This is a genomic window from Arthrobacter sp. 05T45 (assembly GCF_056395875.1).
On sequence record NZ_JBFTKI010000001.1, the window covers coordinates 497,988 to 521,438 of the forward strand.

24 protein-coding genes are annotated in these 23,451 nt (G+C 66.8%); 15 read left to right on the forward strand and 9 right to left on the reverse strand.

The annotated features are described in order from the left end of the window. Nucleotides 1-168: 168 nt before the first annotated feature. Complete coding sequence (locus tag AC1DGD_RS02375) at nt 169-1,101, reverse strand: SGNH/GDSL hydrolase family protein (protein ID WP_476855759.1); 933 nt, start codon at nt 1,099-1,101, stop codon at nt 169-171. A gap of 282 nt (nt 1,102-1,383) precedes the next feature. Between AC1DGD_RS02375 and typA the strand changes: the two genes are divergently transcribed. The 3 genes from typA to AC1DGD_RS02390 all read left to right on the forward strand — a co-directional run bounded on the left by typA (nt 1,384) and on the right by AC1DGD_RS02390 (nt 4,764). Then, entirely contained in the window at nt 1,384-3,312 is a 1,929-nt protein-coding gene (gene typA / locus AC1DGD_RS02380; RefSeq protein WP_079550304.1) for a translational GTPase TypA, read from the forward strand. 27 nt (nt 3,313-3,339) lie between these two features. Continuing rightward, nucleotides 3,340-3,726 carry a hypothetical protein gene (locus tag AC1DGD_RS02385; protein WP_476855760.1) on the forward strand — a complete coding sequence of 129 codons (387 nt, stop codon included), beginning with the start codon at nt 3,340-3,342 and terminating at the stop codon, nt 3,724-3,726. A 228-nt stretch (nt 3,727-3,954) separates the two neighbouring features. After that, on the forward strand, nt 3,955-4,764 hold the full coding sequence (locus tag AC1DGD_RS02390; RefSeq protein ID WP_476855761.1) for a hypothetical protein: 810 nt from the start codon (nt 3,955-3,957) through the stop codon (nt 4,762-4,764). A 617-nt stretch (nt 4,765-5,381) separates the two neighbouring features. On the opposite strand, the gene AC1DGD_RS02395 is transcribed toward AC1DGD_RS02390, so the two are convergent. Then, on the reverse strand, nt 5,382-5,630 hold the full coding sequence (locus AC1DGD_RS02395; protein ID WP_476850345.1) for a putative acetyltransferase: 249 nt from the start codon (nt 5,628-5,630) through the stop codon (nt 5,382-5,384). Nucleotides 5,631-5,780: 150 nt separating this feature from the next. On the opposite strand from AC1DGD_RS02395, the gene fdxA reads away from it, so the two are divergent. From fdxA to AC1DGD_RS02420, 5 genes are all read left to right on the forward strand, one after another. Next, nucleotides 5,781-6,107, forward strand: a complete 327-nt coding sequence (gene fdxA / locus AC1DGD_RS02400) for a ferredoxin (RefSeq protein ID WP_028275689.1) — start codon at nt 5,781-5,783, stop codon at nt 6,105-6,107. A gap of 12 nt (nt 6,108-6,119) precedes the next feature. After that, nucleotides 6,120-7,268, forward strand: coding sequence for a succinyldiaminopimelate transaminase (dapC, locus tag AC1DGD_RS02405; protein ID WP_476855762.1), 1,149 nt, complete (start codon nt 6,120-6,122; stop codon nt 7,266-7,268). 228 nt (nt 7,269-7,496) lie between these two features. Continuing rightward, complete coding sequence (locus tag AC1DGD_RS02410) at nt 7,497-8,780, forward strand: citrate synthase (RefSeq protein WP_028275687.1); 1,284 nt, start codon at nt 7,497-7,499, stop codon at nt 8,778-8,780. 178 nt (nt 8,781-8,958) lie between these two features. After that, nucleotides 8,959-9,630, forward strand: a complete 672-nt coding sequence (locus AC1DGD_RS02415; RefSeq protein ID WP_476855763.1) for a TetR/AcrR family transcriptional regulator — start codon at nt 8,959-8,961, stop codon at nt 9,628-9,630. Nucleotides 9,631-9,677: 47 nt separating this feature from the next. Beyond that, the gene (locus AC1DGD_RS02420; protein WP_028275685.1) at nt 9,678-10,289 is read left to right on the forward strand and encodes a hypothetical protein; all 612 of its coding nucleotides are present in this window, start codon (nt 9,678-9,680) and stop codon (nt 10,287-10,289) included. A gap of 109 nt (nt 10,290-10,398) precedes the next feature. Here the strand turns inward: AC1DGD_RS02420 and AC1DGD_RS02425 are convergent, their stop codons facing one another. After that, nucleotides 10,399-11,250: a hypothetical protein gene (locus AC1DGD_RS02425; protein ID WP_476855764.1), complete on the reverse strand. Its 852-nt coding sequence runs from the start codon at nt 11,248-11,250 to the stop codon at nt 10,399-10,401. A 111-nt stretch (nt 11,251-11,361) separates the two neighbouring features. Then, complete coding sequence (gene dapD / locus AC1DGD_RS02430) at nt 11,362-12,384, reverse strand: 2,3,4,5-tetrahydropyridine-2,6-dicarboxylate N-succinyltransferase (RefSeq protein WP_476855765.1); 1,023 nt, start codon at nt 12,382-12,384, stop codon at nt 11,362-11,364. A gap of 210 nt (nt 12,385-12,594) precedes the next feature. Here dapD and dapE point away from each other — a divergent pair, with 210 nt between their 5' ends. Then, a complete protein-coding gene (gene dapE / locus AC1DGD_RS02435; protein WP_476850372.1) occupies nt 12,595-13,692 on the forward strand; it encodes a succinyl-diaminopimelate desuccinylase in 1,098 nt (365 codons plus the stop codon). Nucleotides 13,693-13,812: 120 nt separating this feature from the next. On the opposite strand, the gene AC1DGD_RS02440 is transcribed toward dapE, so the two are convergent. The 4 genes from AC1DGD_RS02440 to AC1DGD_RS02455 are packed head-to-tail and all read right to left on the reverse strand — an operon-like array spanning nt 13,813 to nt 17,047. Beyond that, nucleotides 13,813-14,649, reverse strand: coding sequence for an amino acid ABC transporter permease (locus AC1DGD_RS02440; protein ID WP_223913897.1), 837 nt, complete (start codon nt 14,647-14,649; stop codon nt 13,813-13,815). Further along, a complete protein-coding gene (locus AC1DGD_RS02445) occupies nt 14,646-15,296 on the reverse strand; it encodes an amino acid ABC transporter permease (protein ID WP_223913898.1) in 651 nt (216 codons plus the stop codon). Before AC1DGD_RS02445 ends, AC1DGD_RS02440 begins: the two co-directional genes overlap by 4 nt. Nucleotides 15,297-15,348: 52 nt before the next feature. Further along, a complete protein-coding gene (locus AC1DGD_RS02450) occupies nt 15,349-16,233 on the reverse strand; it encodes a glutamate ABC transporter substrate-binding protein (RefSeq protein WP_028275679.1) in 885 nt (294 codons plus the stop codon). Between the two features lie 58 nt (nt 16,234-16,291). Beyond that, nucleotides 16,292-17,047: an amino acid ABC transporter ATP-binding protein gene (locus AC1DGD_RS02455; protein ID WP_028275678.1), complete on the reverse strand. Its 756-nt coding sequence runs from the start codon at nt 17,045-17,047 to the stop codon at nt 16,292-16,294. 213 nt (nt 17,048-17,260) lie between these two features. Between AC1DGD_RS02455 and AC1DGD_RS02460 the strand changes: the two genes are divergently transcribed. The 4 genes from AC1DGD_RS02460 to AC1DGD_RS02475 all read left to right on the forward strand — a co-directional run bounded on the left by AC1DGD_RS02460 (nt 17,261) and on the right by AC1DGD_RS02475 (nt 20,383). Continuing rightward, nucleotides 17,261-18,154 (forward strand): LOG family protein, encoded by an 894-nt coding sequence (locus tag AC1DGD_RS02460; protein ID WP_476855766.1) that lies wholly within the window; start codon nt 17,261-17,263, stop codon nt 18,152-18,154. 48 nt (nt 18,155-18,202) lie between these two features. Continuing rightward, a complete protein-coding gene (locus AC1DGD_RS02465; RefSeq protein WP_476855767.1) occupies nt 18,203-18,559 on the forward strand; it encodes a DivIVA domain-containing protein in 357 nt (118 codons plus the stop codon). Continuing rightward, nucleotides 18,556-19,962, forward strand: coding sequence for a hypothetical protein (locus tag AC1DGD_RS02470; protein ID WP_476855768.1), 1,407 nt, complete (start codon nt 18,556-18,558; stop codon nt 19,960-19,962). The genes AC1DGD_RS02465 and AC1DGD_RS02470 overlap by 4 nt, the downstream gene beginning before the upstream one ends. 253 nt (nt 19,963-20,215) lie before the next feature. Beyond that, a complete protein-coding gene (locus AC1DGD_RS02475) occupies nt 20,216-20,383 on the forward strand; it encodes a DUF3117 domain-containing protein (protein WP_079550332.1) in 168 nt (55 codons plus the stop codon). Between the two features lie 109 nt (nt 20,384-20,492). Here AC1DGD_RS02475 and AC1DGD_RS02480 read toward each other — a convergent pair whose 3' ends face one another. Next, the gene (locus AC1DGD_RS02480) at nt 20,493-21,125 is read right to left on the reverse strand and encodes an O-methyltransferase (protein WP_018773821.1); all 633 of its coding nucleotides are present in this window, start codon (nt 21,123-21,125) and stop codon (nt 20,493-20,495) included. A 272-nt stretch (nt 21,126-21,397) separates the two neighbouring features. Here AC1DGD_RS02480 and sigE point away from each other — a divergent pair, with 272 nt between their 5' ends. Then, nucleotides 21,398-22,051, forward strand: coding sequence for an RNA polymerase sigma factor SigE (sigE, locus tag AC1DGD_RS02485; protein ID WP_079550334.1), 654 nt, complete (start codon nt 21,398-21,400; stop codon nt 22,049-22,051). Nucleotides 22,052-22,059: 8 nt separating this feature from the next. After that, complete coding sequence (locus AC1DGD_RS02490) at nt 22,060-23,448, forward strand: hypothetical protein (protein WP_476855769.1); 1,389 nt, start codon at nt 22,060-22,062, stop codon at nt 23,446-23,448. Nucleotides 23,449-23,451: the final 3 nt, after the last annotated feature.

A 23,451-nucleotide genomic window follows, 5' to 3' on the forward strand; every position in this document is an offset into this window, starting at 1 on the left:
CGGACACCGGCTCCTTTGTTGTGCTGTGGCCCGTGCGCCGGCGGTGCCTGCGCCGGTGGGACAAGCCTGCGCCGGCGGTGCCTGCGCCGGTGGGACAAGCCTGCGCCGGCGGTGCCTGCGCCGGTGGCCCGGCGCTGGCGGTGCCTGCGCCGGTGGGACAAACCTGCGTTAGTGGGATAAGCCGGCGAGCATGCCGGGGTCGGCGTAGTCAAACCCCAGGGACTGCAGCCGCTGGCCGAAAACGGCGCCCAGGGCCGCGTGGCCCTGCCGGTTCAGGTGGACCCGGTCCGCCATCGAGCCCGTCAGGTTGTACCGGGTGAGCCAATCGCCTGCGCTGACGAACGACAGCCCGTGATGGTCCGCCACCCGCCCCAAAAGCGCGTCCACCTCGCTCCGGCGTCCTCCGCCGTAGTGGGCGCCGCGCCCGAGTGTGCCGACGATGAGTATCCGGGCATCGGGGTAACGCTGCTGGATGCTGGCGATCAGCCGTTCCGCGTTGGAGACGATCTGCGCGTCGGAGGCGCCGCGTGCGGCATCGTTCCCGCCGCCTTCGATCACCACGAGGGGAGGAGCGCCGTACGGGAGTTTCCAGTCGCCGCGCTGAAGCGCGTCGATGTAGTTGCCGGTCTTGCCGTTGGACGCCACGAAACCGGTTCCGCCCCGGCCACAGAAGAAGACTTTGTACCCAGCAGCGGCCAGACCCTGCCTGGGCCAGCCGTAGGAAGGTTCCGATTGCGAGTCGCCAATCAGCACGGCGACATTGCTGGTGTCCTTGACGATGATCTCGTTGCGGCCGTTGGCAGGATTGTGGTAGGTCGAGCCGCTCGGCAGTGCGGCGGGGTCGATGGTGGACCCGATGCGCGTCTTGGCCGCGGACCCGGCCGCGACCGGGACTCCGGCGCCAACGGCCGCTCCGGCCCCGCTGCCGGTCAGTGACGTGCCCACAGCTTCCGACTCTGATGATCCAGCGTCGGAAGAGCCCACTTCGGAAGAGCCCGCGTCGGGCGCAGGTGAATAAGAGGTCTGTCCGCAGCCGCCAAGAACCACGCCGGTGGCGATCATCATTGCGACGAAGCGGGACAGGGCCGAGGCGTTTCGCATGAATGTCTCCGGGCTTGCTTGCTGCTATCAGAGCAATGATGGTGCATGGGCGCTGGAAAATCCAGTGACTTTACTCACACGTGATAGACCATTTCCGTGCGCCCGTCCTGCTCTGGCGACAGCGCGGACGCTGGTCACCGATCCGCATTTTAGGCCAATAAATGACCTAGCGTTTAGAATGGTAGTAGGTGCCCTGTGCCAAAGGGACTTATCTGTCGTGCGTTCCGGTTGGAAATGTCGCGATACCACAGCTGACTTCACCACTGAATCGAGCAATAACGCATGTCTGAAACCACCACCAACACCGCGGTAGCCACTGCATCGCGCAGTGACCTGCGCAACGTCGCGATCGTGGCCCACGTTGACCACGGCAAGACCACGCTGGTCGACGCCATGCTCAAGCAGACCAACTCCTTTGCCGAGCACAACCACCTCGAAGACCGCGTCATGGACTCCGGTGACCTGGAACGCGAAAAGGGCATCACCATCCTGGCGAAGAACACCACGGTGGCCTACAACGGACCGTCCTCCAACGGCGAAACCATCACCATCAACGTCATCGACACCCCCGGCCACGCCGACTTCGGTGGCGAGGTGGAGCGCGGCCTGTCCATGGTCGACGGCGTCGTCCTCCTCGTCGACGCCTCTGAGGGCCCGCTGCCCCAGACCCGCTTCGTGCTGCGTAAGGCCCTCGCCGCGCACCTGCCGGTGATCCTCCTGGTCAACAAGACCGACCGCCCCGACGCGCGGATCGAAGAAGTTGTCCACGAATCCATGGACCTGCTCCTGGGCCTGGCCTCCGACCTCGCCGACGAAGTTCCGGACCTCGACCTGGACAAGATCCTGAACGTGCCGGTTGTTTACGCCGCCGCCAAGGTCGGCCGCGCCTCCCTCGAGCAGCCCGCCGACGGCAGCGCCCCGGAAAACGAAGACCTCGAGCCGCTCTTCCGGGCCATCATCGAGCACATCCCGGCCCCGACCTACAACCCGAACGGTGTCCTGCAGGCACACGTCACCAACCTGGACGCCTCACCGTTCCTGGGCCGCCTGGCGCTGCTGCGCATCTACAACGGCACCCTGCGCAAGGGCCAGACCGTGGCCTGGGCACGCGCCAATGGCGAGCTCAAGAACGTCAAGATCACCGAACTTCTCGCGACCAAGGCACTGGACCGCGTCCCGGCTGAGTCCGCTGGCCCGGGCGAGATCGTCGCCGTCGCCGGCATCGAGGAGATCACCATCGGTGAGACCCTGACCGACGCCGAGAACCCGCAGCCGCTGCCGCTGATCACTGTTGACGACCCGGCCATCTCCATGACCATCGGTATCAACACTTCCCCGCTGGCCGGCAAGGTCAAGGGCGCCAAGGTCACGGCCCGCCAGGTCAAGGACCGCCTCGACAAGGAACTGATCGGTAACGTCTCCATCAAGGTTCTCCCCACCGAGCGTCCCGACGCCTGGGAAGTCCAGGGCCGTGGCGAGCTTGCACTGGCCATCCTGGTCGAGCAGATGCGCCGCGAAGGCTTTGAGCTGACCGTCGGCAAGCCGCAGGTGGTTACCAAGACCGTCGACGGCAAGGTCCACGAGCCGATGGAACACATGACCATCGACGTGCCCGAAGAGTACCTCGGCGCCGTCACCCAGCTGATGGCCGCCCGCAAGGGCCGCATGACCAACATGGCCAACCACGGCACCGGCTGGTGCCGCATGGAGTTCATCGTTCCGGCCCGCGGCCTCATCGGGTTCCGCACGAAGTTCCTCACGGACACCCGCGGCGCCGGCATCGCCGCCTCCATCTCCGAAGGCTACGAGCCGTGGGCCGGCCCCATCGAATACCGCACCAACGGTTCGATGATCGCCGACCGCGCCGGTGTTGTGACCCCGTTCGCCATGATCAACCTGCAGGAACGCGGATCCTTCTTCGTCAAGCCCACCTCCGAGGTGTACGAGGGCATGATCGTGGGCGAGAACTCCCGCGCCGACGACATGGACGTGAACATCACGAAGGAAAAGAAGCTCACCAACATGCGTGCAGCTTCCTCGGACACCTTCGAGAACCTGACGCCCCCGCGCGACCTGACCCTCGAAGAGTCCCTCGAATTCGCCCGCGAAGACGAGTGCGTTGAGGTTACCCCGGATTCAATCCGCATCCGCAAGGTCATCCTGGACACCAACGAGCGGGCCAAGGCCAACCGCGCCCGCGCCAAGGTCTGATCCCGGTCTCCGGGCTTCAGCCACAACGTGATTAAGAGAGCTGCCGGTACGGCAGGCGGCATTGCCGCCGCCGTGCCGGCAGCTCTTTTTGTTGCCCTGGCCGGCACCGCCCTGCACCGCCACGATCTGGTCCTGGGCGGAGTGGACGTCCCGTGGGGCGCCGTCGCTGCGCTCGTGCTGCTGGGCTCGGTCCAGCTGTGGCTGGGGGCGGCATTCCGTTCTGTCATCCCGACGGCGGCTTGCGGAGTCCTCTGCTACGCGCTGATTGGCTGGTGGTCCACCCTGGAAACGGGCAAGCGCCTGGTCATCGGCGACGCCGCGGGCAATATCTGGGTCTTCGGCATCGCAGGCATCACCGTGGCCATGCTGGCCTGGTGCCGGCGCTACAGGAGGCCGACCGGCCAGGACCGGTGACGACGGGCCAGGACCGGACCGCCCTGCCCGGCTCCCCTCGGGACATGCCCATTTTTCGGTCGCTCGAGTGGGCGCAATGGCATTATGTCCGGCCCCGGGTTGGTGCGCGGGACATGCCCCGCCCTCATGGTCGGACCTGTCCGGCACCGCCCCAGCCGGCCGGTGCAGTTTTCCACATAGTGCGGGATCCGACTTCCAGGGCGCAGAGTGCGGCTCCACCATGGGTGAATGGCCAACATCATCGAGGTGCTCTCGAATTACGACGGCGTCGCCCGCGCCAAATACATTGCCGCCGCGGGGGTCTCCGATTTTCAGCTCAAGTCCGCGATGGCCTCGGGAGCCGTGTCACGGGTGGCCCGCGGCGTCCATGCGTTGCCCGGTGCAGACGCGCAGCTGATCGCCATACGCTCGCTTCCGGCGGAACCGGCGTGCATCACCGCGGCGCACTTCAGCGGGCTGTGGGTCCTTGAAGCCCCGGCCCAGCCGCACGTTGCCCTCACCCACAGCAGGAGCTACCAGGGCTTCGTCTGCCACCGGGCGCCCGCGCCGCCGACACTCCTGGACACGGTTATCCAATGCTTGCGCTGCCTACCCGAACCTCACGGGCTGATCATCGCCGAATCCGCCGTCGTGCTGAAGGGACTCCCGCTGGGTTCATTGCGTCGGCGCCTCGATGGCCGGAACGACACCCGGGAGCGCCGGATCGTGTCGGAGATTGTCCCGCAGTCGCAGTCGCTCATTGAGTGCCTGGCCCGGTTCCTGCTGCGGCGGGCCGGCTTCCATGTTGAATCGCAGGTCAACGTTCCAGGGATGGGACACCTGGACCTGATGGTCGACGGCCGTCTCGGCATCGAGACTGACGGGGCGGGATTCCACATGGACAGGGCAAGCTTCGAGGAAGACCGGCGGCGTTGGAACGTCACCACGCGCCGCGGAATCCCAACTCTTGTTGTGACGTACCCGCTGCTGAGGGACCACCCCGAGGATTTCATCGCCATGGTCCGCGAAGCCCTGAACAGGCTGTCTGCCGCCGCCTAGAGTCAGACTCCACGTCCGGCTTCGTGTGCCCTTGCGATGCGGTTCGGCACTGTGGTCCTGCACTCTGATCCTGCACCGCGCCCAGCCACCGCTGAAATTGTCCCGCGCTCTTTCGATGCACCACTGGACATGTCCCTTGTTCTGTTGGTTTACCGCTGGACATGTCCCTGGCTCCGTCGATTCACCACTGGACATGTCCCGCGCTGGGTGGCGGCGATGAGCACGGTGTCGAAATGTCCATCTCCAGCAGCAAGGGGAGTGCATGTCCATTGATGGCCGGAGGTGGGGCTGGACATGTGCGTGGTTGGCCAGCAGGGGAGGGCATGTCCATTGATGGCCGGGGGCGGGGCTGGGCATGTGCGTGGTTGGCCAGGTGGGGAGGGCATGTCCATTGGTGGCCGGAGGTGGGGCTGGGCATGTGCGTGGTTGGCCAGGTGGGGAGGGCATGTCCATTGGTGGCCGGGGGCGGGGCTGGGCATGTGCGTGGTTGGCCAGCAGGGGAGGGCATGTCCATTGGTGGCCGGGGGTGGGGTTGGGCATGTGCGTGGTTGGCCAGCAGGGGAGGGCATGTCCCCTCGGCGCAACCACCACCGACGCGCCCACGCCGGAACCGCCCGTCAGCGCTCCTGCACCCGCGGGGCGCGGCGCGGCGGGGGCGGCGGGACTTCCTTGGCTGCCACGACAAGGGGGAGGGCAATGACGACGTCGGAGCGGCGGGTGCGGACGGTGCATACGCCGTCGGCGCGATCCACGAGCTCGCCGAGGGCATCCGTCAGGCCGCCGTCGATCCTGTACCGGACCACAACGCGGGTGCCGAGCGGGGCGGCGGAGAGAAACTGCTGGGGCAAGGGCAAAGGCGAGCTCATCAGATCATCGTAAGACGCGGAGCATGTGTGACGTCCGGCTAGGTTCGCGGGAACAGGCTGGGAGATAATAGGCTCAGAAGTCAGCAGCCCGGCTCAGGGCCTGGAAATCATCCGGCCGGTCGCCGGAACCAACGTGGAGAGGCCAGGGACGTGACGTACGTAATCGCGCAGCCGTGTGTAGATGTCAAAGACAAGGCATGTATTGAGGAGTGCCCCGTCGATTGCATTTACGAGGGTGAGCGTTCCCTGTACATCCACCCCGACGAGTGCGTGGACTGCGGTGCCTGTGAGCCGGTCTGCCCCGTGGAGGCGATCTACTACGAGGACGACACCCCCGAAGAATGGGCCGACTACTACAAGGCCAACGTCGAGTTCTTCGACGAACTCGGGTCCCCGGGCGGCGCCGCGAAGGTTGGGAACACCCACACCGACCACCCCATGATCGCCGCCCTGCCGCCGCAGAACCAAGAGAACTAGGACGGCGCTACGGTGACATCCGCGGTGCGCACCTTCGGCCTGAGCCTGCCCGATTACCCGTGGGAGGCCATGGCGCCGTATCTCGCCACGGCAGCCCGGCACCCGGCAGGAGCCGTCAACCTTTCCATCGGAACCCCGGTGGACGCGACGCCGGCCCTCATCCAGGACGCACTGCGCGCCGCCGCGGACGCCCCCGGCTATCCCACGGTGCACGGGACGCCGGCCCTGCGGGAAGCCATCGCCGGCTGGTTTGCGCGCCGGCGCGGCGTCCCCGGGCTCGACCCGCAGAATGTGATGCCAACGGTGGGTTCCAAGGAACTCGTCGCGTGGCTGCCGTTCCTGCTCGGCCTGAAGCCGGGCGACGTCGTCGTCCGGCCCACGGTTGCGTACCCCACCTATGACATCGGGGCCACCTTCGCCGGTGCGGAGCAGGTCGCCGCGGACGACCTTGACGAGCTCGACGCCGGCACCCGGGCCCGCGTGCGCCTGGTCTGGGTCAATTCGCCGGCCAACCCCACCGGCAGCGTCCGGGACATCGCGTCGCTGCGGCGGATCGTCCGGCAGGCCCGCGAGCTCGGCGCCGTCGTCGCGTCCGATGAGTGCTACGCCGAACTCGGCTGGGGGGAGTGGGACCTCCAGCGTGGCGGCGCCCCGGTCCCGAGCGTCCTGGATCCGCAGGTCGCAGAAGGCTCCCACGATGGCCTGCTCGCCGTCTATTCGCTGAGCAAACAGTCCAACGTGGCCGGTTACCGGGCGGCATTTGTCGCCGGCGATCCGGTGATCATGGCGAACCTGGTCAACAGCCGCAAGCACGCCGGGATGATTGTGCCCTATCCGGTCCAGGAAGCCATGCGCGTGGCCCTCGGCGACGACGCCCACGTCCAGGCCCAGAAGGACCTGTACCGGGGCCGTCGGGAACGGATCGTGCCCGCGCTCAAAGGTTTCGGCCTGACAATCCATGAATCGAGGGCAGGCCTTTATCTGTGGGCCACCGCCGGCGAGGCGACGTGGGACACCGTGGGCCGGCTCGCGGACCGCGGAATCGTCGTTGGCCCCGGGGTCTTCTACGGCGACGCCGGCAACGGGTTCATCCGGGTGGCGCTGACCGCCAGCGACGAAAGGATCGACGCCGCCGTCTCGCGGCTGGACCCGGAAGCGTAACAATGCTGTGACGCGTGCCACATGTGGCGTGTTTTTGGCGTTTTGCGGGCCCCCCGGATTAGTGCCACCCGCGAAGTGAAGGTACTTTTTAACTGACGATCAATGGTGGCTTTCCACAAGAAGGCAGCGCAGCCTTTGGAAATCCTGTCCGCACAGGATCCGCGGGCAGCTTCACCAGATGTTGGACCAGCTTTCGACAGAGGCCCCGATGCCTCATGAGGAGACTCCATGACTGAAACCACCAGCGCAACCCTGCGCCATGCCGGCGGCGAACTCGAACTCCCGCGCATCAAGGTTGTAGAAGGGAACGAAGGCTACGACGTTTCCAAGCTGCTGAAGCAGACCGGCGCCGTCGCCTTCGACCCCGGTTTCATGAACACCGCGGCCACCACCTCGGCGATCACCTACATCGATGGTGACGCCGGCATCCTGCGCTACCGCGGCTACCCGATCGAGCAACTGGCCCAGCACTCGAGCTTCCTGGAAGTCTCCTACCTGCTGATCTACGGCAACCTGCCGACCCCCACCGAGCTGGAGTCCTTCGACCAGCGGATCCGCCACCACACCCTGCTGCACGAAGAGCTCAAGGGCTTCTTCAGCGGCTTCCCCCGTGACGCCCACCCGATGCCGGTGCTGTCCTCGGCCGTGTCGGCGCTGTCGACGTTCTACCAGGACTCGCTGGATCCGTTCAACGCCGAGCAGGTGGAGGTGTCCACCATCCGCCTCATGGCCAAGATGCCGGTCATCGCCGCCTACGCCCACAAGAAGTCGATCGGGCAGCCCATGCTGTACCCGGACAACTCGATGAACCTGGTGGAGAACTTCCTGCGCCTGAGCTTTGGCCTGCCGGCCGAGCAGTACGAGGTGGACCCGGTCATCGCCAAGGCCCTGGATCTGCTCCTGATCCTGCACGCCGACCACGAGCAGAACTGTTCGACGTCGACCGTCCGCCTGGTAGGTTCCTCGAACGCGAACCTGTTCGCCTCCGTCTCCGCGGGCATCAACGCCCTCTTCGGCCCCGCCCACGGCGGTGCCAACGAGGCCGTCCTGAAGATGCTGCGCCAGATCCAGGCCGACGGCATCAAGCCCGAGGACTACATGGAGAAGGTCAAGAACAAGGAAGACGGCGTCCGCCTCATGGGCTTCGGGCACCGCGTCTACAAGAACTACGACCCGCGTGCCAAGATCATCAAGGCCACGGCCCACGAGGTCCTGAGCAAGCTCGGCGGAAACGACGAGCTCCTCGACATCGCCATGCGCCTTGAAGAGAAAGCCCTGGGCGATGACTACTTCATCCAGCGCAAGCTCTACCCCAACGTGGACTTCTACACCGGCCTGATCTACAAGGCCATGGGTTTCCCGGAGAAGATGTTCACCGTGCTGTTCGCCATCGGGCGCCTGCCGGGCTGGATCGCCCAGTGGCGCGAGATGATCAGCGACCCCAATACGAAGATCGGCCGCCCGCGCCAGCTCTACGTCGGCGAACCGGAACGCAACTACCCGTCGCTGTAGCCCGCCCGCCGGCCACGGCGCGCGATAGACAGGACGACGCCGGCCGCGCACCTTTTGCTGAGGTGCGCGGCCGGCGTCGTCCTTATGGGGGCACTGTGTCGCTGTGACCCGCGCCACGTCCCCGCCGGGACCGGTGTGGCCCGGGGCGGCCGCGGCACGTACGTGCTAAAAAAGACCAGTGCCTAAATTTGTCGACGCCGTCATCCGGCGCCAGGAAATAGTTGACGCAGTCTTCAGGATCATCGCAACGGATGGCCTCGAGCGGGCCTCGCTGCGGGAAGTTGCCGATGAAGCGCAGCTGGCCGTCGGCTCGGTGCGGCACTACTTCGCCAGCAGCGACGAGCTATTGACCCACGCGTTCGCCGTGGTGGTGAATCGAATCGTCGGCCGCCTCACCGACGCGGACTCCCGGCTGGGCGATACGCCGCCGGTTTCAGGGGAGCAGCGTGCGGCCGTCCTGGCACTGCTGGGTGAGTTTCTTCCACTTGACGAGCAACGGGCGGTTGATGCCTGCGTCTGGATGGCCTTCAAGAATGCCGCCCGGACAAGGCCGTTCCTGGCCGCTGAGGCCGACCGCAGCCACCGGGCGGTGGCAGCCGTCGTGGGCGGGCTCATCCTGGGCCTGGCCGAGGCTGAAGGCGTTGACGCCGACCACGCGGCCGGCCTCGACCAGCAGGTGCTCGTCACCGAAGCGGAACTGCTGCTGGCAGTCCTGGACGGCCTGACGATGCACGCCCTCCTGCAGCCCGAGTGGATGACGGCCGTGATGTGCAAGGATGTGCTCGAAGCCCACCTGGCGGGCCTGAACCGACGGCTGGCGGCCGGGCAGCCAGCCGTTAACGCCTCATAACAACAGGAATAGACTGAGATCGTACGTCTTGCCAAGGAGGCAATTGGATGCACCACACCGGCGGACCAGGCTGGCGGATCACTATGGATACTTCTGGTCCCATGCTCATTGCCCTCTACGTTCGTGACGCCGCCGGCTTGGACACCGCGGGACACCCGGCGCTCTGCCATGCGGCACCGAAGATCCGCGCCTCGGACCACTCCCACCTGATCGCCGAGGTTGGCGGCCCGGCTGCGCTCAAGACCGAATGGGAGGCCTGGTGGGAACAGCTGCTGAAAGACCACCCGGAAATGTCCCCCGAGCTCTCCCCGCCGGGCTTCCGTGCGTTCAGCAATTCGCCGGCCCTCCGGCGCGTGCTGCAGGCCCACTTCGGGGCCGCTTTGACGTGGGCCCGGGAACGCCTCGCCGAATACGGAACCCTCGAAGCGGAGCGCGAAGCCAACGGCAACAACGAGCTGCTGGCCGACATGGTGGAGGACCGCCTGCTTGACGTGGGACGGGCTTCAAAGGATTTCGGCCTGACGATCATCGAGCTCCCGCTTGCGGAGCCGCGGGCCTGGTATCTCGAGCCCGACAAGATCATCATGAGCCACGAGCTGTTGTCCCAGCCGGAGCTGTTCCGCAGCTACGTGCAGCCGGTGGTCGATCTCCTCGTCTGAGCCCGCCCGGTGACGGCTGACCCCGCTGGCAACTGACCCGCTGGCAACTGACCCGCTGGCAACTGACCCGGTGGCAACTGAGCCGCTGCCAACTGACCCCCGGTAGCGGTCAGGTGCCGGGGGCGTCTGCGACGGTAACCCTGACCTGGCCGGCCGGGACTTGGGCCGGCTGCCAGCCGTCGCGGGACTGCCGGTTCCAGGCGCGGCCCTCGACCTCCACGCTGGTGATTTCAAGCTCCTTGGCGTTGGCCACGGCCCACTGGCCCACAGCCCAGGCCTGGGTTCCTTCGGCCTCCACGAGCAGGGTCCGGCCGTCGGTGGACGCCGTCACGTCCCCGAGTGCAGCGGTCAGCCCTGCGGTGACGGCGGCAGGATTCCCGGCGGCGTCGGGGGAGCGCAGCGAGCAGTCCAGGCCTGCGGGCGTCTGCCCGCTCAGGGCGGAGGCGAACGCGCGGGCCATCACCTCATGCTGGGCGTAGGCCTCCGGGTACGCCGAGCGCTGGACGCGCTGGGCGGCAACGGTGATATCCAGCGACTCGTACCCGGAAACCTCGACGAGGGCATCGTAGAACGCATTGCTGGCGTGGTACGGGTCCATCACCTGCGCCGTGGTGCCCCAACCCTGGGACGGCCGCTGCTGGAACAGTCCTCGGGAGTCGGGACCGGCCTGGTCGCCATGGCCGATGTTGCGCAGTTTTGATTCCTGCATCGAGGTGGCCAGCGCGATGCTGGCGGCCCGGGCCGGAAGTCCCCGCCGGACCGCGACGGCGGTGATGAGGGAGGCGTTGGCCGCCTGGTCGGTGGAGAGGTCATCGCCGCCGCTTCCCGTGGCCGTGCAGCGTTCGGTGATCAAGGTCTCCGACCGTTGCAGGAACGTCACCGCGGTGTAGATGCCGCCCGCGACCATCGCCAGGGTCAGCAGAAGGACAATCCGGCGCCGCCAGCTCCCTCGTCGTGCCACGAAAATACTCCCTCAGGCCCCTGCGGGCTGCGTCATCGGCTTTTTCGTCGGGGCGGGTCGGCCCCGCCCGCGCGGTCTTCGCCGCCCGCCATACCGTACCAGCCGGTGCGGTCAGTTGGCGTGCAGGGCCTCGTTGAGCTCCACCGTCTGGCCCTTGCGGGGGAGGACCTCAACCTCACCAGTGGTGGAATTGCGGCGGAAGAGCAGGTTCGGAACGCCGGAAAGGTCCACGGCCTTGACGATCCGGCTGGTGTCTTCGCCGTCGGCGTCCTTGGGGCCGATCACGCGCACACGGGTGCCGGCGGTGACGTAGAGGCCTGCCTCCACCACCGAGTCGTCGCCGATGCTGATGCCCACGCCGGAATTGGCGCCGAGGAGGACCCGCTCGCCGAGGGAGATCTTTTCCTTGCCGCCGCCGGAGAGGGTTCCCATGATCGAGGCCCCGCCGCCAACGTCGGACCCGTCGCCGGTGATGACGCCGGCCGAGATCCGGCCCTCGACCATGGAGGTACCCAGAGTTCCGGCATTGAAGTTCACGAAGCCCTCGTGCATGACCGTGGTGCCTTCGGCCAGGTGCGCACCGAGCCGGACCCGGTCGGCGTCGGCGATCCGGACGCCGGAGGGAACGACGTAGTCCACCATGCGCGGGAACTTGTCCACGCCGAACACCGTGACGGCGCCGCGCTTGCGCAGGCGCGCCCGGGTCAGCTCGAAGTCCTCCACGGCTGCGGGGCCGAAGTTGGTCCACACCACGTTGGGAAGCTTGCCGAAGATGCCGTCAAGGTTGATGGTGTTGGGCTGGACGAGCCGGTGGGAGAGCAGGTGCAGGCGAAGGTAGGCGTCCGCCGTGTCCGCGGGTGCCGCATCCAGGTTGATCTGGGCGAAGACAACGATCTGCTCTGTGCCCCGGTCCGGGTCAATGCCGCTGGCGGCGATGTCGATCAGCGACTGGTCCGCGTTCTCCACGTCACGCTGGTGCTCCGCGGCGACTCCGAGCGCGGGCGCCGGAAACCACACGTCCAGCACGGTGGCGTCACCGTTGCGGGTGGAGACGGTGGCCACCCCGTAGCCATAGGCAGAGCGGGCGTCAGAACGGGCGTCGGCGGGCACAGCGGAAGCAGCAGTTTCAGTCATGGCCCAAGTCTAACGAGAGGCCCGTCGGGCGCTGAAACTCATGACAACCCGATTGACACGCTGCAGGGACCTCTTGACGCCTGGAAACGGCCCCTGCAGCGACTCAGGTGGGACGGGGAGGCAAACAGATAAGGTGGAACGGTGACCCCCACGAACCCGCGCACCCCTGCCAGTGCCACCGCCAGCGTCCCTGTCCGCACACCGGTCCATCTGGACCTCCGCCAGGACGTCGCCCTGCTCACGGCCGCCCTGATCGACATCAACAGCGTCTCCGGCAACGAGGGGGTCCTGGCCGACGCCGTGGAACATGCCCTCCGCCAGCTGCCGCAGCTGGAGCTGGTCCGCGACGGCGATTCGATCATCGCCCGCACCAACCTGGGCCGGGCCGAGCGCGTCATCCTGGCCGGCCACCTGGACACCGTGCCGTTGCCCACCACAGAGGGCTCGCTGGGGACCGTGCCGGCGTACTGGCCCTCCGGGGCCCCTGGAGAGGGGATCCTCTACGGCCGCGGCGCCACTGACATGAAGGGCGGCGTCGCCGTGCAGCTGGCGCTGGCGGCCACCATGTTCGACGGCGGGGCGGAACCAGGCAAGGACGTCACGTTCGTCTTCTACGACCACGAGGAGGTCGAGGCCGTGAAGAGCGGCCTGGGCCGTCTGGTGCGCAATCACGGCTCCCTGCTCGGCGGGGACTTCGCGATCCTGCTCGAGCCGACCGACGGGACGGTGGAGGGCGGCTGCAACGGCACCAGCCGCTTCGAAGTGACCACGAACGGCGAGGCTGCCCACTCGGCCCGGGCCTGGATGGGCAGCAATGCCATCCACGCCGCGGCCCCGATCCTGGCCCGGCTGGCGGCGTATGAGCCGCAGACCGTGACGGTTGACGGCCTGGACTACCGCGAAAGCCTCAACGCCGTGAAGATCCACGGCGGCACGGCCGGAAACGTCATTCCGGACAAATGCGTCGTGGAAATCAACTACCGCTTCGCGCCGGACAAGACCCCGGACGGAGCCGAGGCCGTCGTGCGCGAACTGCTGGACGGATTCGACGTCGTGCGCACCGACAGCGCGGCCGGCGCGCGGCCGGGCCTGCACCACCCCGCGGCGGCGTCCTTCGTCGCCGCCGTCGGCGGGGAGCCGAAGCCCAAGTACGGCTGGACCGACGTCGCACGCTTCAGTGAACTGGGCATCCCCGCGGTGAACTTTGGACCCGGCGATGCTCTGCTGGCGCACAAGGACAACGAACACGTCGAGGCGGACGCCATCCGCGAATGCCTGCGGGCGCTGCGGACCTGGCTGAGCGCCTAGCAAAGCCCAGGAACCAACGCCCAGGACACCACGACCAGGAAACAAGGCAGGAAACAAGGCGCAACGCACAAAGGGTCCGGAACCTCCGAGAGGTTCCGGACCCTTTGTGGGCGGGACGGCTTACTTGGCGGCCGGAATACCGGCGACCGGCACGTGCGCCACGCCGCCGGCGGCGCGCTTGGAACCGCGGCGTTCGAGCCAGATGGCCAGGCGGGAGACCGCCAGGTCGATCGCGATGTAGATGGCCGCGGCCACGAAGAACACCGGGAACAGGTACTGCGGACCCAGGAAGTCCGCCATGACCTGCACGGCCCGGAGCAGCTCGCCGTAGGCGACGATGTAGCCGAGCGACGTGTCCTTCAGCAGCACCACGAGCTGCGCGACCAGGGACGGCAGCATGCGCCGGATGGCCTGCGGCAGCTCGATGGTCAGCCGGCACTGGAAGCTCGTCAGGCCGATCGCCAGGCCGGCCTCACGCTGACCCTTGGGCAGCGACTGGACGCCGGCGCGGATGATCTCGGCGAAAATCGCCGAGTTGTAAAGGACAAGGCCGGCCACGACGGCGATGAACGAGCTGGTGGCAAAGACGAGCAGCACGAACAGCATCATGAGCACGACGGGCATGCCGCGCAGGAATTCCAGCACGATCCGGGTGGGCACCCTGATCCAGGCGTTGTCCGAGATGCGCATCAGGCACAGGAGCAGGCCCAGCGGGAAGGCAATCACAGCCGACACGGCCGCGGCGGCCAGCGTGGCGCCGATGCCGGCGGCGATCAGGGCCCAGACCTCGGGAAGCTGGAAGACCGCCCAGCGTTTGGGGTCGAAGATTCCCTGCTGGGCGAGGGTCACGACTGCCAGGACGAGGAGGCCACCGATCACGATCACGCCGATGATGGAGCCGATCAGCGAGACCCGGCGGGCTTTGGGGCCGGGGACGTCATAGAGAACAGAGCTCATCGTGCGATCGCCACCTTTCGTTCAACGACGCTGGCGAGGAAGCCAAGCGGGATGGTTATCAGCAGGTAGAAGAATGCGATGCCGACCAGGACCCACATGACGGCGTCGCCGTTGGCATTGGCCAGTTGCTTGCCCTGGCCGAAGAGTTCCAGCACATAGAACGCGCCGGCCACAGAAGAGTTCTTGACCAGGGCAATCAGAATGTTGATCAACGGCGGGATCACGGTGCGCAGGGCCTGCGGCAGGATGATCAGCGAGAGCACCTGGGTGAACTGCATGCCGATGCTGCGGGCGGCCTCCGCCTGGCCCACCGGGACGCTGTTGACGCCGGAGCGCACGGCCTCGGCAATGAAGGCCGAGGTGTAGGCGCTCAGGGCGATGATGGCGGCGACCTCGAACTGCTGGAACGTAACGCCGAGGCGGGGCAGAACCACTGCGGCGAAGAAGAACGCGATGGTCAGCGGGGTGTTCCGGACGATCTCGACGTACGTCATGCTGAAGCCACGCAGCGCGGCGACGGGCGAGACACGGGCGGCAGCCAGGATGGTGCCGAAGACCAAGGCGATAATCCCCGAGACCAGGGACAGGAAAAGGGTTCGGAGAAAACCGTCCCAATACTGGGGGAGGTTTTCAATAATGACGTCCATAAGTTCCTTCAGCTGCGTTGAGGGGATTCCAGGCGAAAGACGGGAGTGGCGGCTAGTAGCGGTCGATCGTGGGAAGCGCGGGCGTGGTCTTGATGACGGTGCCGGCCGTGTCTTCCCAGGCCTTCTTGTAGGACCCGTCCTTGTCGGAGGCCTCCAGCTGGTCATTGACCCACGTGCGGAAGGCGGTGTCGTCCTTCTTCAGGCCGATGCCGTAAGGCTCCTTGGTGAAGGTCTGATCCGATGCCAGCTTGAAGGCGTCCGGTTCCTTGGACACGAAACCGGCCAGGATGACGTTGTCGGTGGTGACGGCTTCAACCTGGTGGTTCCGCAGCGGTTCCAGGCAGGCTGAGTAGGTCGCGGCCGGAACCAGGACGGCTCCGTACTTCTCCACGATCGTCGAGGCTGGCGTGGAGCCGGTCACGGAGCAGACGTTCTTGCCCTTGACGTCTTCGGGCTTGGTGATGGAGTTGTTGTCCTTGTTCACCATGAGCGCCTGTCCGGCCTCGTAGTACGGTCCGGCGAAGTCGACTTCGGCCTTGCGCTTGTCATTGATGGTGTAGGTGGCGACGATCATGTCCACCTTGCCCTGCTTGAGGAACTGCTCGCGGTTGGCGGAGACAGTTTCGACCCACTCGATCTTGTCGGCCGGAATGCCCAGCTTGGCAGCCATCAGCTTGCCGATTTCGACGTCGAAGCCGACGGGCTTGCCGTCGAGGCCCTTCTGGCCGAAGAGCGGCTGGTCGAACTTGGTGCCGATGGTGATCTTGCCCGCGGATGCAAGCTTGGCCATGGTGGAATCGGCAGGAAAGCTCGGCTTCTCGGCTACGGGCGGGTTGGTGGTCGTGGAGGAGCTGCCGCCACAGGCGCTCAGGCTGAGTGCCAGTGCTGCGGAAGCGGCAACCAGAAGGGATTTCCTTCGGGTCAAAAATGCCATCATGACATTCCTTTCATTGGGCGGCCGCCGTCCGGCAGCCAGGGTGCGAAAACGTAGTCGGTCAGTGTGTCAGCAGCTTGGACAGGAAATCCTTGGCCCGGCTGCTCTTGGGGTTGTTGAAGAATTCCTCGGGGGTCGCGTCCTCAACGATCTGGCCGTCGGCCATGAACACGACGCGGTCGGCCGCCTTGCGGGCGAAGCCCATCTCGTGGGTGACCACGATCATCGTCATGCCTTCTTTGGCGAGCTGGACCATGACGTCCAGGACCTCGTTGATCATTTCCGGGTCGAGGGCAGAGGTGGGCTCATCGAAGAGCATCACCTTGGGCTTCATGGCCAGGGCACGGGCGATGGCAACGCGCTGCTGTTGGCCGCCGGAGAGCTGGGCCGGAAGTTTGGGGGCCTGATGCCCGACGCCGACCCGCTCCAGGAGGGCCATGGCGTCCTTGTCGGCCTCGGACTTGGCAACGCCCTTGACCTTGATGGGGCCGAGGGTGACGTTTTCCAGAATGGTCTTGTGGGCGAACAGATTGAACGACTGGAAGACCATGCCGACGTCGGCGCGCAGCTTGGCCAGCTCCTTGCCCTCCTCGGGCAGTTCCTTGCCATCGATCTTGATGTCGCCGTCGTCGATGGTCTCGAGGCGGTTGATGGCGCGGCAGAGCGTCGACTTGCCGGAACCCGAGGGGCCGATGACAACAACAACTTCACCCTTGCGGACGTTCAGGTTGATGTCCTTCAGGACGTGCAGCTGGCCGTAATGCTTGTTCACGGCCTTCAGGGAGACGAGGGCATCGCCGGGCACTTGAGTAGTCATAGTACGAATCTAGCGAAGATTGACCAGATATGACGGCAATCACTCATTTTGGTGCAGATCGTGATTCAAGAGATACCTGCACGTCAGGCCCCCTGCTGGACTGCGTCGGACATTCGCCGTTGACCTCGGCATACGGCCTCGGCAGGCGGCTGCGGCCGTGCGGCGCCGACGCGCCGACGCGGCGGCGGCCGAGTTCCGCGCTAGCCTATGGGCATGAGTACCGATCCGCAGCACGGCCCCAAGCAAAACCCCGAACAGAACCCGGAACAGAATCCCGGCGGAAAGCCGGCAAGGGAGGCCCGGAGCACACCGGCGCCCAACGGGATCCGCCACAAGGGTCCGCTTGAGCTGCGCCGCAAGGCCGCCAAGGTCACGATGTCCGACCAGACCTTGCTGGACACCAAAGGGCCGGGACAGTTCGTCCACACCGACCCCTGGCGCGTGCTGCGGATCCAAAGCGAGTTCGTGGAAGGATTCGGCGCGCTGGCCGATCTCGGTCCGGCAGTCAGCGTCTTCGGTTCCGCCCGCACCGTGCCGGGGAGCCCGTACTACGAACTCGGCGTCGAGGTCGGACGCCGGCTGGCCGAGGCCGGACTGGCCGTGATTACGGGCGGCGGCCCCGGCTCGATGGAGGCCGCCAACATGGGCGCCGTGCAGGGCAACGGCGTCTCCGTGGGGCTCGGAATCGAACTGCCCTTCGAACAGGGCATGAACCAGTGGGTGGACCTGGGCATCAACTTCCGGTACTTCTTCGCCCGCAAGACCATGTTCGTCAAGTACGCCCAGGGCTTCATCGTGCTCCCCGGCGGCCTCGGCACCCTGGATGAGCTCTTCGAAGCCATGGTCCTGGTCCAAACCCGCAAGGTCACTTCCTTCCCGATCGTCCTGGTGGGAACCGCGTTCTGGAGCCCCCTGCTCGAGTGGGTCCGGGACACTCTCGTCGCGGAGGGAATGGTCTCGGCCGAGGACCTGGACCTCGTGCAGGTGGTGGACGACCCCGCGCGGGCCGTCGAGCTGGTCGTGGAAGGCGCCGCCCGCCACCGGAACCCGAACGGCGGCTCCACCAACGGGACCGGCACGGCAAACATCAAGGGAACGCGGGGCTGATCCGTCCGCCTGAGCGCTCCGGCGTCCGGCTTCTGGCACGATGGTCTAGTGAGTCTCTTCCTGGTTTTCCTGGCGATTGTGCTGATCGGCGTCGCCGTCCTCCTGGGCACCGGCCTGGCACCGAAAATCTTCCGTCGCCGCCGGGACGGTGGTGCGGGCGGTTCCTTTGACGACGGTTTCGACGAGCCGGTCGCATCCCTGCCGCCGGTCCTGTTGCCCGAGCGCGCGGCCGCGGCGGACATTGACCGTCTGCGCTTCGCCGTCGGACTCCGCGGCTACCGGATGGACCAGGTGGATCAGGTCCTGGATGACCTGCGGGAGCAGATCACCGCCAAGGACCAGGAGATCGAGGCACTCGGGGAGGAACTGGAGCGCCTCCGTCCGCCGACCGAACAGCGTCCGTGAGCCGCGTGGAAGACCCGAAGACCGTCGCGGCGCCTGAGGCCCGGAAGCCCCAGGGGTTGAACGCGGCCCTGTGGAGCCGCATCGCCGCCGCGGGCGCCAGGATGGCGCGGTGGCCCTGGTGGGCGCAGGTGGCCGGACTTTACATCGCCGCCAGGCTGGTCAGCGCCTGCATCTTCATGGCCGCCGCCCTGCACCAGGGCGTGAATCCGTGGTTTCCCGCCAAGCCCGACTATTGGAACTTCATCAACATCTGGGATGCCCGCTGGTACGCCCAAGCGCTGCAGGCGGGGTATCCGGCGCTCCTACCGACCGACGACGCCGGCACCGTCCAGGAGAACACGTGGGCCTTCTACCCCCTGTTTCCCGTGCTGGGCCGGGTGGTGTCCGGGCTGACAGGCACGGGCCCGGCGTGGTCCCTGACGGCCATCGCCCTGGTCTCCGGAGTGGGTGCAGCCCTCGTGGCGTACAGAATTTTCCGGCACCGGGCCACGCACCGCACGGCGCTCTGGGGGACCGTGTTCCTAGCGGCTTTCCCGGTGGCGCCGGTGCTGCAGGTGCCCTACGCCGAATCCCTCAACCTGCTGCTCCTCGGCGCCGCGCTGCTGCTTGTCATGGAGCGCCGGTACCTGTGGGCCATGCCCGTTGTGGTCCTGATGTGCCTTTCCCGGCCTACCGGGGTTCCGTTTGCCGCGATGATGGGCCTGTTGCTGCTCTACCGTCTCTGGCAGCGCCTCACTGCGCAAACCCGTACTGCGCAGACCCGTGCTGCGCAGACCCGCACTGTGCAGCACCCCACGGCACAACAAGCCACGGCACAACACCCCGCGAACCAGAGCCCCGCGACACAGGGCGTCACAGTGCAACGCCGCGACGGCCTCGCCCTCCCCGGCAAAGCCGAGCTGTGGTCACTGGGCGGGCTCACCGCCGTCAGCGGCATCGGTGCCCTGCTGTGGCCGGCCATCGCCTGGGCCGCGACCGGCGATCCGGGCGCCTACACCAAGACCGAAACCGCATGGCGCGGCGAAGACCTGGTGCCGTTCAAGCCATGGTTCGACGCCGGCATCATGCTCTTCGGGCCGACTTTCGGCGTGCTGGCTCCCTTCGTGTTCGTTGCCGCGTTCACGCTGCTGATGATGTCCCGGCCGGTCGTCGCCCTGGGCACCGAGCTGAGGCTCTGGTGCTGCTGCTATATGGGCTACCTGCTGGTCTTCCTGCACCCCCAGACCAGCACGTTCAGGATGCTGCTGCCGCTGTTCCCGCTCGCCCTCAGCGCCGCCCTTCTCTCGCGTTCCCGCGCCTACCGCGGCACCGTGGTGGTCATGTTCGTGCTGCTGCAGGTCGTCTGGATTGTGTGGCTGTGGGCGTGGGCGCAACTGCCGGGCGGAGGGGACTACCCGCCGTGACGCACAGCACCATTTGGCGGTGCCGGCCCGGCCTGGCGGGACGCGCTGGAAAGTCCAACGATTAGCTACGGGCGGATTGTTACGCGATAATAGAGGATAAGCAAGGACAAGAAGCACACAGTTTGTAAGCGGTTTATTTGTGAGTTTGCCGGTCACGGCAGCCTCCTGGAGCGCTGCCGGACGGCTTGATTGGCCAAGCGGACGCAGCCCGGCCGGGCTGGTATGTCAGGGACTAATGGAGGGGATATTCCTTATGGCGGCAATGAAACCACGCACCGGCGACGGCCCTATGGAAGTGACGAAAGAGGGACGAAGCCTGATCATGCGTGTTCCGCTCGAAGGCGGGGGGCGGCTTGTAGTCGAACTCAATGCCGCTGAGGCGACGAACCTCAAGGAATGCCTCGTCGGCGTCACCGAATAGCGTCACGCCAAGAGCTTTGCAACAGGGCGGGGTCCCGGCCACCAGGCTGCGGACCCCGCCCTTTGCTGTCAGGGCCCGCCCCTGCACCCGGGCTAGTGAATCCTGGCGGCTACTTCTTCACCGCGATCAGCAGGCCGTCTCCGGTGGGCAGCATGGCGGAAGCGAGACGGTCGTCGTCGCGGATGGACTTGCCGATCTGGCGCAACACCACGGTGGTGGCCTCCCGGGCGGCCGGGTTCGCGACCCGGTCCTTGTCGAGGGCATCGTTGACGATCAGCAGCCCGCCGGATTTGAGCAGCCGCACGGCCTGTTCGACGTAACTGGGGTAGTTCGGTTTGTCCGCGTCAATGAAGACGAGATCATAGGCGCCGTCCGTAAGCCGGGGCAGGACATCCCCGGCCCGGCCCGAAATGGTGCGGGTGCGGTTGGCGGGGCTGCCGGCCTCCTGGAACGCTTCGCGGGCTGCCTTGAGGTGTTCGACGTCGACGTCGATAGTGGTCAGGACAGCCTGCGGACCCAGCCCGCGCAGGATGCACACGCCGGACACGCCTGCGCCGGTGCCGATCTCCACGGCGGTCTGTGCCTTGGACGCCGCCGCCAGCACCGTCAGCACGGCGCCCACGCCGGGGCCGATCGGGGTCACGCCAAGCTCGAAGGACCGTTCGCGCGCGTGCAACAGGACCTCATCCTCGGCAGGCAGATCTTCTGCATAGGACCAGCTCGTGGACTTATCGGCGCTCATGGGATATCGCTTTCTGGGCGGCAGGGGAGTGTTCCCTACAGCGTACTGTGTCCGGCGTGACGGGACGCGGAAGCGGCAGCACCGTGGCCCCGGCCGGAGGGGGTCGTTCTGCCTTCGGCGGAAGACCGCGGTGGATCAGGAAATTCCCAGCTTATTTTGAAATGATGGGTATCCGCTCATCCGCGTGGTGATCGGCGTCGAATGAAGGGTGCAGGAACCTGTGCAAGCAGGCACAATTCAGGCGTAGGTACCATCCACGAGGGGAGTGGACGATGTCGATTCTGGCACCTGTCCCGGCAACAGAGGCAACAGATTCAACCGGCCAGTCCCGGACCGCGGCGGAAGCCGAATGGGTCCGGCCGACCTGGGAGGAAGTGGTGACGAACCACTCCGCCAAGGTCTACCGCCTTGCGTACCGTCTGACCGGAAACAAGTACGACGCCGAGGACCTCACCCAGGAGGTGTTCGTGCGGGTCTTCCGTTCGCTCGAGAACTTCAAGCCCGGCACGCTCGATGGCTGGCTGCACCGGATCACCACCAACCTGTTCCTGGACCAGGCCCGGCGCAAGAGCCGGATCCGCTTTGATGCGTTGGCCGACGACGCCGAGTCGCGGCTGCCGGGCCGGGAGCCCGGGCCGGAGCAAAGCTTCGAATTCAACAACCTCGACGTCGATGTCCAGGCAGCGCTCGAGGAACTTCCGCCCGACTTCCGCGCCGCCGTCGTGCTGTGCGACCTCGAAGGGCTCTCCTACGACGAAGTCGCCGCCGCGTTGGACATCAAACTCGGGACCGTCCGGTCCCGGATTCACCGCGGCCGGACAATGCTCCGTGAAAAGCTCGCGCACCGCGACCCGCGCCCGGCGCAGCCGGCCAAGCAGTCCCTCAAGCCGCGGCTCAAGATGCCGCGCATCGCCGGCCTCCTCTGAACCGGTCAATGGGTCTGCTGAGACGGCTGCTGGGAGCACCAGGCTGCAGGTTCTGGGGCGGGCCCGGGGCTACCCGGAAATGGGCCGCCGGCCGCCACGATCACGTGGAATCGTGTGCCGAATGCCGCGCCCGGCAACAGCGCGAACGCCAGTACCTCGAGAAGCTCCGCGGCGCCGCCGTGCCCGAGGCCAGTGAGGACCTGACTGCACGGCTCCTGGCACGGACCGGTCAGCTGGCCGCGGAACGGGCGGCGGCTGAACGGACAGCCGAAGCGGAGCGGGAACAAACAGCCCCGGAAGCTGCGGTGCCTGCAGCTACAGCTACAGCTCCTACACCTTCGGCACCTTCAGCTCCGGAACGGGCCATGGCGGAACGCCCCGACCCGGCGGGCACAGCGGAAGTATTGGATCCAGCGGAACGGCCGGGCGCGGCGGACGCCGCCGGGGCAGGCCATCGTCCGTGGCCCTCGGACCGGTTCCCGGCAGGACACCCCCTGCCGGGCCGGCCAGGGACCGCGGGACCGGTCGCCGGTCGCGCCGCCGCCGCGGGTCCACACGGCGCCCGTCGCCGCGGCCCGCGCCTGCCGGTGCTTGCTGTCGGCGGAGCCGTCGCCGCTTTGGCCCTCATGACCGGCACCGCGTACGTCATGGGAGGCGACGACGCGGTCCCCGCCGAGGGCGCAGGGACTGCCACCCTCGCCCACCCGGATGCCCCCGGGCTGCCCGGCAGCGGTGAGCCGCTCGGTGCAACGGAGCTGTTCGACGCCAGCGGATCCGGCGTCCCCGGCGCTGAGGGAACCGGGCCCCGTGTTGCGTTCGGCCTCGGCGGCGAGCCCGACTTCACCCCTGCCGGGACGCTGAACACCGGTGAGCTTGCTGCGTTCCGGTCGCAGGGGTGGACATGTCCGGAGCTGCGCGAGCTCGGATTCCACCTCATCTGGGCCCGTGCCGGCGTCATCTCCGGGGACGAGGTCCTGGAACTTCGCCTCACGGATGGCCGGCACTTCGCCACGGTCCTTGAACAGCACGCTTCGACGCGGGCGCCCGCGGCGCCCCCCGCACCCGCACAGGCCGAAGATTCGCCCATCAACGTGCTGACCGGACACGCCGCCGTGGCTGACGGCTTTATCCCGGCCAAGGCCGGCACGCCGTCGGCCGCCCCCGAACCCGGGTATGGCTTTCTTTGGGTCAACCCCGCCCCGCCCTACCGGGCCATCTACCAGACGTCGGCGGCGACATACACGTACATTTCGGACCTGCCGGCCGAGCAGGCGGACGACGGCGTTGCCGCGCTGACCCGGGTCAGCAGTCGCACTCCCGTGCCGGCCTCGCACAACGGAATTCCGGAACGGATCGAGCGCGGATTGAGCCGAATCCTGGAGCACCTGGCACCGTGAGGC

What these genes read in the sequence shown, in the direction of transcription:
- AC1DGD_RS02375 (WP_476855759.1), bottom strand. Translation starts at nt 1,101, where the DNA reads ATGCGAAACGCCTCGGCCCTGTCCCGCTTCGTCGCAATGATGATCGCC.
- typA (WP_079550304.1), top strand. Translation starts at nt 1,384, where the DNA reads ATGTCTGAAACCACCACCAACACCGCGGTAGCCACTGCATCGCGCAGT.
- AC1DGD_RS02390 (WP_476855761.1), top strand. Translation starts at nt 3,955, where the DNA reads ATGGCCAACATCATCGAGGTGCTCTCGAATTACGACGGCGTCGCCCGC.
- AC1DGD_RS02395 (WP_476850345.1), bottom strand. Translation starts at nt 5,630, where the DNA reads ATGAGCTCGCCTTTGCCCTTGCCCCAGCAGTTTCTCTCCGCCGCCCCG.
- AC1DGD_RS02410 (WP_028275687.1), top strand. Translation starts at nt 7,497, where the DNA reads ATGACTGAAACCACCAGCGCAACCCTGCGCCATGCCGGCGGCGAACTC.
- AC1DGD_RS02420 (WP_028275685.1), top strand. Translation starts at nt 9,678, where the DNA reads ATGCACCACACCGGCGGACCAGGCTGGCGGATCACTATGGATACTTCT.
- dapD (WP_476855765.1), bottom strand. Translation starts at nt 12,384, where the DNA reads ATGACTGAAACTGCTGCTTCCGCTGTGCCCGCCGACGCCCGTTCTGAC.
- AC1DGD_RS02440 (WP_223913897.1), bottom strand. Translation starts at nt 14,649, where the DNA reads ATGAGCTCTGTTCTCTATGACGTCCCCGGCCCCAAAGCCCGCCGGGTC.
- AC1DGD_RS02445 (WP_223913898.1), bottom strand. Translation starts at nt 15,296, where the DNA reads ATGGACGTCATTATTGAAAACCTCCCCCAGTATTGGGACGGTTTTCTC.
- AC1DGD_RS02450 (WP_028275679.1), bottom strand. Translation starts at nt 16,233, where the DNA reads ATGATGGCATTTTTGACCCGAAGGAAATCCCTTCTGGTTGCCGCTTCC.
- AC1DGD_RS02455 (WP_028275678.1), bottom strand. Translation starts at nt 17,047, where the DNA reads ATGACTACTCAAGTGCCCGGCGATGCCCTCGTCTCCCTGAAGGCCGTG.
- AC1DGD_RS02460 (WP_476855766.1), top strand. Translation starts at nt 17,261, where the DNA reads ATGAGTACCGATCCGCAGCACGGCCCCAAGCAAAACCCCGAACAGAAC.
- AC1DGD_RS02475 (WP_079550332.1), top strand. Translation starts at nt 20,216, where the DNA reads ATGGCGGCAATGAAACCACGCACCGGCGACGGCCCTATGGAAGTGACG.
- AC1DGD_RS02480 (WP_018773821.1), bottom strand. Translation starts at nt 21,125, where the DNA reads ATGAGCGCCGATAAGTCCACGAGCTGGTCCTATGCAGAAGATCTGCCT.
- sigE (WP_079550334.1), top strand. Translation starts at nt 21,398, where the DNA reads ATGTCGATTCTGGCACCTGTCCCGGCAACAGAGGCAACAGATTCAACC.
- AC1DGD_RS02490 (WP_476855769.1), top strand. Translation starts at nt 22,060, where the DNA reads ATGGGTCTGCTGAGACGGCTGCTGGGAGCACCAGGCTGCAGGTTCTGG.